At 65.4% G+C, this 9,047-nt stretch carries 8 protein-coding genes and 2 pseudogenes; 3 read left to right on the top strand and 7 right to left on the bottom strand.

Translation table 11 applies throughout. The annotated features are described in order from the left end of the window. Nucleotides 1-10: 10 nt before the first annotated feature. The 6 genes and pseudogenes from OG520_RS02620 to OG520_RS02595 form a co-directional block, all read right to left on the bottom strand. A complete protein-coding gene (locus tag OG520_RS02620; protein ID WP_406012011.1) occupies nucleotides 11-259 on the bottom strand; it encodes an acyl carrier protein in 249 nt (82 codons plus the stop codon). A 3-nt stretch (nucleotides 260-262) separates the two neighbouring features. Further along, nucleotides 263-1,096 carry an ACP S-malonyltransferase gene (gene fabD, locus OG520_RS02615; RefSeq protein WP_406012010.1) on the bottom strand — a complete coding sequence of 278 codons (834 nt, stop codon included), beginning with the start codon at nucleotides 1,094-1,096 and terminating at the stop codon, nucleotides 263-265. Between the two features lie 84 nt (nucleotides 1,097-1,180). Further along, entirely contained in the window at nucleotides 1,181-2,110 is a 930-nt protein-coding gene (locus tag OG520_RS02610; protein ID WP_406012009.1) for a LysR family transcriptional regulator, read from the bottom strand. 856 nt (nucleotides 2,111-2,966) lie between these two features. Then, nucleotides 2,967-3,137 (bottom strand): annotated as a pseudogene (locus tag OG520_RS02605) (transposase); the annotation flags it as partial. Nucleotides 3,138-3,265: 128 nt separating this feature from the next. Then, nucleotides 3,266-4,044, bottom strand: a pseudogene (locus tag OG520_RS02600) (transposase); the annotation flags it as partial. Nucleotides 4,045-4,167: 123 nt separating this feature from the next. Next, nucleotides 4,168-4,752: a TetR/AcrR family transcriptional regulator gene (locus tag OG520_RS02595; RefSeq protein WP_406012008.1), complete on the bottom strand. Its 585-nt coding sequence runs from the start codon at nucleotides 4,750-4,752 to the stop codon at nucleotides 4,168-4,170. 85 nt (nucleotides 4,753-4,837) lie between these two features. Between OG520_RS02595 and OG520_RS02590 the strand changes: the two genes are divergently transcribed. Both OG520_RS02590 and OG520_RS02585 read left to right on the top strand, forming a co-directional pair. Further along, nucleotides 4,838-5,593, top strand: a complete 756-nt coding sequence (locus tag OG520_RS02590; RefSeq protein ID WP_406012007.1) for a class I SAM-dependent methyltransferase — start codon at nucleotides 4,838-4,840, stop codon at nucleotides 5,591-5,593. A 918-nt stretch (nucleotides 5,594-6,511) separates the two neighbouring features. Continuing rightward, the gene (locus OG520_RS02585) at nucleotides 6,512-7,144 is read left to right on the top strand and encodes a hypothetical protein (protein ID WP_406012006.1); all 633 of its coding nucleotides are present in this window, start codon (nucleotides 6,512-6,514) and stop codon (nucleotides 7,142-7,144) included. Nucleotides 7,145-7,378: 234 nt separating this feature from the next. Here OG520_RS02585 and OG520_RS02580 read toward each other — a convergent pair whose 3' ends face one another. After that, a complete protein-coding gene (locus OG520_RS02580) occupies nucleotides 7,379-7,648 on the bottom strand; it encodes a GlsB/YeaQ/YmgE family stress response membrane protein (RefSeq protein ID WP_406012005.1) in 270 nt (89 codons plus the stop codon). 479 nt (nucleotides 7,649-8,127) lie between these two features. On the opposite strand from OG520_RS02580, the gene OG520_RS02575 reads away from it, so the two are divergent. Further along, nucleotides 8,128-8,961 carry a PIG-L family deacetylase gene (locus OG520_RS02575; protein WP_266430904.1) on the top strand — a complete coding sequence of 278 codons (834 nt, stop codon included), beginning with the start codon at nucleotides 8,128-8,130 and terminating at the stop codon, nucleotides 8,959-8,961. Nucleotides 8,962-9,047 lie beyond the last annotated feature (86 nt).

Below are 9,047 nucleotides of genomic sequence, written 5' to 3'. Positions count from 1 at the left end.
TCCCGTCCTTCTACTTCGAGGAGATCTTCTTCTGTATGAATTCGTCGATCGTGGTGAGCGTTACGAAGACGTTTTCGAGTATGTCCTCCGCGCTGATCTCGACCGAGAACTCGGATTCCAGAAAACTCATCATCCTGACGTATCCGAATGAATCGATGACACCTGCCTTGAACAGGTCGGTGTCCGGTGTGATCACGTCGTCGAACTCGAAGAGGAATCGTTCCTCGAGGTACTGCCGGATCTTGTCCGTCGTCGCCATGTCTCATACTCCAGCCTTGATTTTGTGCACCATCTGCGTAAGGGTGAAGCCCCCGATTTCGGTGAATTCGAGCCCCTCATCGCCGTCGAGGAGCGCGCGGACGCTGTCGGCCCAGCGCACCGGGGCCACCAACTGCTCGGTGAGCATGTGTGCCACCTGTCCCGGCTCGTAGGGCCGGGCTGTGACATTGGAGATGACCGGTGCGGTGGGTTCGGCAAATCTGAACTGCTCGAGGAATGCGGCGAATTGCACGCGGGCCGGCTCCATGTACCGGGAGTGGAAGGGCGCGCTCACCCTGAGCGGCACGAAGCGGATGTCCCGTTGCTGCAAGGAGGCGTGCGCCGTGGTCAGTACGGGCGCAGTGGCCGCGATGGTCAACTGCGATCCGGTGTTGAAGCCGGCGATATCGACGCCGTCGACGCCGTCCTCGGCGAAGATTTTCTGCAGCTGTTCCGCCGGCGCATCCATCACCGCGGTCATGCCGCCGTCGGAAGCCGCCGCCATCAGTTCCCCGCGCCTGGCGACCAGTCGCAGTCCCGTTTCAAAGTCGAAGACACCGGCCGCGAGCAGGGCGTTGTACTCGCCCAGACTGTGCCCCAGATAGAAATCCGCCGACCGGTCCTCCTGGTGTACCCGCTCGAACGTGTGCAGCGCGTTGACGACGTACAGGGCCGGCTGCGTGTACTCCGTGCGGGCCAGCAACGAATCCGGGTCTTCCGTGCACAGAGAAACGATGTCGTATCCCAGCACATCCGAAGTGAACTGCACAAGCCCCGGATAATGTCCGAAGACCTCGGCCCCCATTCCTTTTTTCTGACTTCCCTGCCCCGTGAACATGACCGCTAGCACGACACTCCTTCAAACTGCGATAACTTGTGCCGGGAAAATCATGGGTGGAAGCGTGCAAAATGCCGGTACCGGTCAGGCGGTCGAGTGCACGGCATGCCTTATCGAGATCGCCGATCGAAGCATGTCCAAGAAGGCTCTACCGCGGCTGCTCAGGACCAGGTCGGGCATCCTGGCGACGCCGAGGGACGAAGGGGGCAGGACGTCGGCGATCTCGACTTCTCGAACGCTCCCTCCGTCGAAAGTCGCCCCGCTAGCCGCGCGTTGGTACATCAACGCGAACCCGGAACCAGCAGCCACGAGACCGCGCATGGTCTCCAGGCTCGTCGTCGTGATCACCTGCGGCATGCGGACGCCGGCGTTGGCGAGCAATTTGTCGAAATGGCGGAGAGTGGCCGGGCTGTTCAAGGCGATGAGCGGTCGATCGGCCAGTTCGTCCAAACCTACCGACTTGGCCCTGCCCAGCGGGTCATCGTCTGCCAAGAGGGCGTAGACGGGCAAGTCGACCAGCGGGTGAAACCTGGAATCACCCGACAGGAAATCGTATGTCACGGCTAATTCGCAGCGGCCGTCCTGCAGTAAGCCCAAAAGGTGATCAGCGGATTCCTCGTGGACGTTCAGTTGTAGCGCCGGATGTCGTTCTCTGGCCATCCGGTAGGTCAAAGGCAGGAGAAAAGGGGCGATCGTAAAGAGGAATCCGACGTCGAGCTGTCCGACGGTTTCGCCCGCCAGGGCGTCGCCCCGTGCCTTGAATCCTCTGGCGTGCCCCAGCAATGCACGAGCCTCTCGAAGCAAGTGCCGGCCGCTGGGTGTGAGGGAGACGCCACGGGCATGATGACGGAGAAGCAATTGCACGCCAAGATGGCGCTCCAGCCGTATAACGGCCGCCGATACTGTTGACTGCGAGGCGCACAGCTTCTCTGCCGCCTCTGAAATGTTGCCCAGTTCGGCGGACACCACAAAATACCGCAACTGCGTAAGACTGAAGCCCAAGTGATCGGTCACAGTTCACATCCGGAGATCTTTTCCTGGAGTCTGACCATTCTGATTTCGTGTTCAGTGGTGAGCAGGTGGTCTCTTTGCCGGCAAGGGTCGGCCATCCTTGCCAGGGCGAACAGTGGTGCTCCTGCGATCTTCGGAACGTCAAGCTCTCGGTCACGTTCCCCGGTCGGTGTCCGGTTCTGCGTGCATCTGGATGACGAACAGGACGTTGCCGCAACCGGATCGGCCGCGGTCTGTGAATAGTCTTGGCGACGCTTCGGGAGGAGCGTGGTATTCGCGAGGGTGCACGAACCCGGAGTGGATCCCATCTCTCCGTGACGGCATAACGGAAGTGCCACGGGAGCCGAACCCGGCAGTCGACCCGGTCGAGAGTACCGTTCCGCCACCCGGATAGGGCTTTCGCATCCTAGAGCGCCCAACCTTCTCGACGCGCTCCACGATTTGGACAATCACCAGGTGGCCAAAGGTCATCATCGATGGCGGTGTTCGAGGGTCGGCTGCACACCCCTCACCGGAGTGCTGAGATGACTATCCCTGCGCGCCCGGACCGTTTGAAGGGCGGGCTGACCATTGACGATGCCCTCCCCCGCGAACGCACCCCAACTTTCACCGGGAATCCATGTCCCGGCTGTGCGGGCTGTACCGTCAGCCGGCCCGTCGCCGAGGAAATTCCGGCCAGCCGCGCCACGCGCCGTAGTCGGGGCGGCTGGCCGGTAACCGCCCGTGTACCAACTATCGTTTGGACAACTGGACGGGAAATGTGAAGTCCCGGCCCGGCCGGCCCCGTCCGTCGCACGCCCCTCGACGGCGTTGGTGCGTCGGCAAGCTGCTCTCCGCCTCCGCCGGTGCGGCCATGCCGCTCAGCGAAACGCCGGTGAGCTGTCGGTCCGGACGGCCCGAACGACGCTGACGGCAACTGCTGCATCGTGCAACCCGAGGTGACCACGAACACGATCGCAGCCAGTACCTCCCCGTCACCATGCCGACTCCGGCCACCGCCCTGAGGCCGCGACGGTGCCTCCGGCACCACCCGCTGGAACTACTCCTGCAACTCGTCCGGCGCCAGCCGCTCAACGATCCCCACCACGACCGACAACGCTCCGAGTCCGCCAATCGAGAGGACTTCTCAACGGTGTAGCTGATGTGGTGGGTGAGTCCGCTGCGGGCTGCTGAGAGGCGCCCGTCGAAGGCGAGGTCGAACGCCTGGAGGGCGCGCTTCCAGCGGCTGGTCCATCGTTTGCGGCCCTTCCCGGTTCGGTCGAGGCTCGTGATCGCGACGTGGCCGCACTTCAGCGCGGCAGCCTCCGACGGGAAGTGGCCGCGGGCCCGGACGGCCCGGCGGATGCGTGGGTTCACGCACTCGATGGCGTTCGTGGTGCAGACGATGCGGCGGATCCCGGCGTCGAACTGCCTGAGCGGCACGACCGCGGCCCAGGCATTCTCCCGGAGCCGCACGATCGCCGGGTACTTCTCGCCCCAGGTCCTCGGCGAATTCGAGGAACCGGGTGGTGGCCGCGCCCTCGGTCGGGGCGGTGGGGACAGGCGTGAGGGCCTTGGCGATCTCGTCCCAGTCCTGGCGGGAGGCGTAGCGGAACGACGCCAGCCGCGGTTCTTCAGCCAGGTCAGCCCCCGGAGCCAGTGCTTGGCGTCCTCTCCACCGTCGCCGGCCCACAGGCCGAGGGGCCGGATCTGTCACTCGGACATGCCATCCATCACCGCGTCGATGATTGTGGAGAGGGCCGTCTCGGACACCTCCGCCCCATGGACCTCGGCGAGGTGAGTCGAGATCTCACTGTGCGTGAGGCCCTTCGCGGACAGCAGCAGGACCCTCTCGTCGACGCCGGTCAGCCGGCGCTGCCGCTTCTTGACGATCTGCGGCTCGAAGCCGCCCTCGCGGTCGCGGGGCAGGTGATCTCGACCGGGCCGACGTCGGTCAGCGCGACAGCTGGCGGACCCGTCTCCACGACCACGGTCGCGGACGCCTCCTTGGCTGTGTCCTCGCCGGTCACAGATGCAGTCCTCCGTGATCGGAGTCACACCGTTCTATTCACACTTCCTTCTCATGACGTGGCTGTCCGATGGAGCACGGTGTCGACGATGAGGTCGATCTCGCGCGGACTCGGTGGCTCGCCGGTGAGCAGAAAGGTCTGCAGTATCAGAGCGGGACCAGTGCGAGCGGCCAGCGGGTGCTCGATCTCAGGGCCCAACTCGCCGCTGCGCATGCCCTCATGCAGGATGGCTTCGATGCGCTCAAGACGTGGCGCGATGACCCTGTCGGCGAACATGGCACGCAGGTCCGGCTCGCGCAGCAGGTCGACGATGAACTCGATGCCTGGTACGAGAGTTCTGCCGGCCAGCACACCACTGAAGGCGGCGAGGGCGTCGGCGAGGTTTTCCCGCGTCGAGCGCTCCGGGTCCGGCTCGGGCAGCGGGGGCAGGGCGTAGCGCAGGGCGTCCAGAACCAGGGGCTGCTTGCCGGGCCAACGCCGGTAGAGCGCGGCCTTGCCCGTGCCGGCGCGGGCGGCGATGCCCTCCATGGTGAGTCGACCATAACCGTTAGCGGCAAGCTCGTCGAGCGTCGCGACATAGATCGCCTGCTCCAGTTCCGCACCTCGGCGACGGCCGGGCGTTGTGCTCTCTGCCATGGACCCAATAGTAGACGCTGGCGTTCCTTCCTGCCTATGCTGACTTTAGTGAACAACCCCGTCTACTAGAAGAGGTGAGGGTTGGATGGCCGATCTGAATCCTGCACGTGACCACCAAGGCAGCCGGGAGCCGGCGCTGGATTTCGAGGCGGTGTACCAGGGGCGCGAGATCTCCTACGGAGCGGACGACCGCCGGTCGGACCTGATCCCGTGGGAACTGGATGCTCCCCAGCCGCTGGTCGTCGAGCTGGAAGCGGCGGGCGAGATCACCGGCCCGGTTCTGGAATGCGGCTGTGGGCTCGGGGACAACGCCCTGTTCCTGGCCGGCCGCGGCTACGAGGTGACCGCCTTCGATGCCTCGCCATCTGCGATCGAGCGCAGCCGGGCCAAGGCCACCGCCGCCGGCAGCCCGGTGACGTTCACGGTCGCCGACGCGACGGAACTGCACGGCATCGGTCTCCCCGGAAGCTTCCGCACCGTCGTCGACAGTGCCATGCTGCACTGCCTGGACGCCGATCAGCGGCGGGCGTACCTCGCTGGGCTGCGTCGGGTGTGCGCGTCCGGTGCGAGACTTCATGCCCTGTGCTTCCGCGACGAGTTGGCCGCTCGCCTGAAGATGCCGGCCAGCATGGACGAACGCAGCCTGCGGGAGGCTTTCCGTGACGACTGGACGATCCGGCGCATGGAGCCCCGCCATTACAGCACCGGTTTGACCCTGCAGGCATGGCAGAACTTGGCGCCCGCCGTATCGGGCGCCTCGGAGCGAGACGACGCCATGGCTGTCGACCAACACGGCAGAGTTCTGCTGCCGTTCTGGCAGATCACCGCTGAACTGACCTGATCGGCCACAGCCGAGCGGCGGGGTCTTTCTCTGCGTGCCTGAGGAAGCACCCCGGCGCCGGTACACGATCCTGTCGTGTGCTGCTCGTCGGTCACCGGATCGGATGTGGGGGCATCCAGATCGGTGACGACGAGAACCAGAACCGCAGCCGGTAGCCGCTATGGTCGGCTTGTCCTGAGCGGATCCGGACCGGAGAGATCCGGAGGCGGGATTGACGGACAACGCACCGCCGTCGGGTCGTCGGCAGTTCGCCGCGCGTATGGTCGAGTTGATCAACTCTGTGGGGCTGACACGAGCCGAGTTCGCGCGGCAGGCGGCCCTGGTCGAGCGGAGACTAGCGGAGCCTCCGAGGAACGCTCCGAGTTTCTCGGAGCAGCGCTTGAGTGACTGGTGTTCAGGCAAGAACGTGCCCAACGAGCGCGTCGTCATCGCCCTGGTCCGTACGGCAGAGCAGGCTCGACGGAGCCAGAGCCTGCCCCCTCCGAACCATCTGGCGCCAGCAATTCTCTCGGTCGACCGATGGTTTGCATGGCGACGCCTGGCACGGGACGAGCAACCGGCCAATGCCCGCCTCTCGACCACAGCGCCCGTTGCCGTACTTACGTTGTGGCAGACGGCCGAGTTCCTGCGGTATCAGGAACGTATCCCCGAGGCCGATGCCTGGACCGAGGCTGCCGCCCGGGCCGGGGGCGCGGCTGCGCTGGGGTGGATCGCTTCCCGGTGGTGGGAGACAGATGCCGCGGGCGACGCGTGGTTCGCCAAGGCAGTGGACGCCGCGGCGGACGCACAGCCGCTCGTCGATGCCGCCGTCCACCTCTACGAGTGCGGAGACACGGAGCGGGCGCAGGCGTGGTGTGGATTATCGACCGGTTCCCGGACGGCCGAGCCGCCCTGGAATCCGCCTGGCGACTGGCCGATGTGGACCTGTGGGACGAGGCTCTGCGCTACTTCGAGAGGGCCGTCCAGGACGGGAACCTCGATGCCTACCAATCGGCCTGCGTCAACGCTGTCCACTCCCGCCGCTCGCGCGAGGCCAAGGCGTGGTTGAAGCCTGCCGTCACCACCGGGCGTACCAACCACCTCTTCGAGTCCTACGCTGCCGTGCCGGATGAGGACTGGTCGGACGCCGACGCATTCTTCCGAGAAGCCGTCGCGTCAGGTCTGGCTGAGGCCCGAGCCGCCTGGGCGTGGACGCTGGAGGTGTCGGGCCGTACGGAGGAGGCTCTGGCCGTACTGGAACTGGTGCCGGAAGACACAGCGAATGCAGTCCTGTTGTACGCACGGCTGCTGCCGGACGATCGCCTGAGCGGAGCCGTGGCACGGCTGCGTTCACTGCCCTTGTCGGAACGCGAATTGCCGGCCCTGGTCGTCGTGAACCGGCTGATCCACGCAGTCAGGCACTGGGCATCTCGCAGATGCAGGCACCCCGCCTCCGCACCGCCATGGTCACCACCGCCTGAGAACCCGCCCAATAACGGTCCAGCCTCCCCTGCGGCCCCCGTTGGCTGGTGCCGGCGGCGGTTGTGCGTTCGGCGACGTGTCGCGCCTTGATCACAGAGCGATCAACCGAACGCGAGTGCCGTGGCGAGGATCTTGACGTCGGTGATGGGGGTGACAGGACGACGAAGGCGAGGAACAGGATGAGTACTGCGCTGAAGTGTCTACGGTCCTTGTCCGGTGTCGACGGCACTCTCCGCAGTCCACCGCGATGACAAAATGCTTGTGGTGCGCGAGACGGCTCCGCCCAGGTAGGGCGGAGCCGTCTCGCGGTGGTGGGCGTACGGGTCAGGCGTGGCGGCGGTTGCCCGTGATGACGCGGTACAGCACGAGGAGAATGAGCGAGCCGACGATGACGGCGATCCAGGTGGAGAGGTCGAAGAAGCCGTCGATGGAGTCGACGCCGAGGATGACCTTGCCGAGCCAGCCGCCGAGCAGACCGCCCGCGATACCGATGAGCATCGTGATGACGATGCCGCCCGGGTCCTTGCCCGGCATGAGCGCCTTGGCGATGAGGCCCGCGAGCAACCCGATGATGATCCAAGCAATGATGCCCATAGCGCCTCTCCTACCTGGTGGTATAAAAAGCGGTGTCAAGGACCGTCTTTACCGTGCCGGTGCTTTCAAACGTTGATTGCGCAGTCTCTTGTGCGGTGGATGGGCGGGGGTGCCGATCAGTGCTGGACAGCTCCGCATCAGGGCCGAGCTAGTCGCTGCCCGCGGAGACAGCTGCCTGGGAGTCGTCGCCGACCTCGCAGCGCAGGATGTCGGTCCGCAGAGGCCGACGTTGCGCTGAGGCGTACAGATCGCGCCTGTACCTCGTTCGCGTTGAAACTCCGATGCCTGGAAGACCAATGGGCTGCGCCGGGAACAGCCGGTCGGGCCGGTACGGTTGCATCGACCGAGGAACCGGCGCCGCACGGGCGGAGAACACGGAGACCACAGGGCCGGCCGCCCCACCAGGGTCCGGGCTCCAAGATCGCGGCGCGCCCGCCGAGCACTCGGACCAAGACGTATTTCTGCAGGAGGACTGTTTCATGACTGACCGGCCGTTGACGCTCATGGCAGTGCACGCCCACCCCGACGACGAGGCCACCGGAACCGGAGGGGTCCTCGCGCGGTACGCGGCGGAAGGCATCCGCACCGTTCTCGTGACATGTACCGACGGCGGTTGCGGTGACGGAACGGGGGGCGTCAAGCCGGGCGATCCCGGGCACGATCCGGCGGTCGTCGCCTCGATACGCCGCCAAGAACTCAAGGCGAGCTGTGACGTCCTGAAGATCAGCGATCTGGAGATGCTGGACTATGCCGACTCCGGGATGACGGGCTGGCCGAGCAACGATGCCCCCGGATCCTTCTGGCAGACCCCCGTGGAGGAAGGCGCTGTCCGACTTGCGGAACTCATGCGGCACTACCGACCCGATGTGGTCGTCACTTATGACGAGAACGGCTTCTACGGCCACCCCGACCACATCCAGGCCAACCGCATCACGATGGCGGCGCTGGAGATGACCGCGCTGACACCGAAGGTGTACTGGACCACGATGCCCCGCTCGATGATGCAGCGGTTCGGGGAGACCATGCGCGAGTTTCATGAGGACATGCCGGAGCCGGATCCTGCCGAGGCCACCGCGATGGCCGAGATCGGCCTCCCCGACGATGAGATCACCACGTGGGTGGACACCACCGCATTCAGCGGTCAGAAGTTCGATGCGCTGGCTGCGCACGCCAGTCAGGGCGAGAACATCTTCTTCCTCAAGATGGGCAAGGAGAGGTTCGGCGAGTTGATGGGCATGGAGACCTTCGTACGTGTCAAGGACGCCACAGGCGCGGCCGTACCCGAGAACGATCTCTTCGCCGGACTGCGCTGATCCCTTCGTCCGACCGGGGCACGGGAAAGCTGATCGGCCGCACGGCGCGATCGAGCGGGTCACGCACTCGGAGGCTGGTAGCGGCT

It is taken from the genome of Streptomyces sp. NBC_00984, from assembly GCF_045162475.1.
GTDB lineage: Bacteria > Actinomycetota > Actinomycetes > Streptomycetales > Streptomycetaceae > Streptomyces.
The sequence above is the reverse complement of the archived record's forward strand: the minus strand, read 5'-3'. Positions and strand labels throughout refer to the sequence as shown.

Coding starts and splice junctions, on each gene's coding strand:
- OG520_RS02595 (WP_406012008.1), bottom strand. CDS start 4,752: ATGGCAGAGAGCACAACGCCCGGCCGTCGCCGAGGTGCGGAACTGGAG.
- OG520_RS02580 (WP_406012005.1), bottom strand. CDS start 7,648: ATGGGCATCATTGCTTGGATCATCATCGGGTTGCTCGCGGGCCTCATC.
- fabD (WP_406012010.1), bottom strand. CDS start 1,096: ATGTTCACGGGGCAGGGAAGTCAGAAAAAAGGAATGGGGGCCGAGGTC.
- OG520_RS02575 (WP_266430904.1), top strand. CDS start 8,128: ATGACTGACCGGCCGTTGACGCTCATGGCAGTGCACGCCCACCCCGAC.
- OG520_RS02620 (WP_406012011.1), bottom strand. CDS start 259: ATGGCGACGACGGACAAGATCCGGCAGTACCTCGAGGAACGATTCCTC.
- OG520_RS02590 (WP_406012007.1), top strand. CDS start 4,838: ATGGCCGATCTGAATCCTGCACGTGACCACCAAGGCAGCCGGGAGCCG.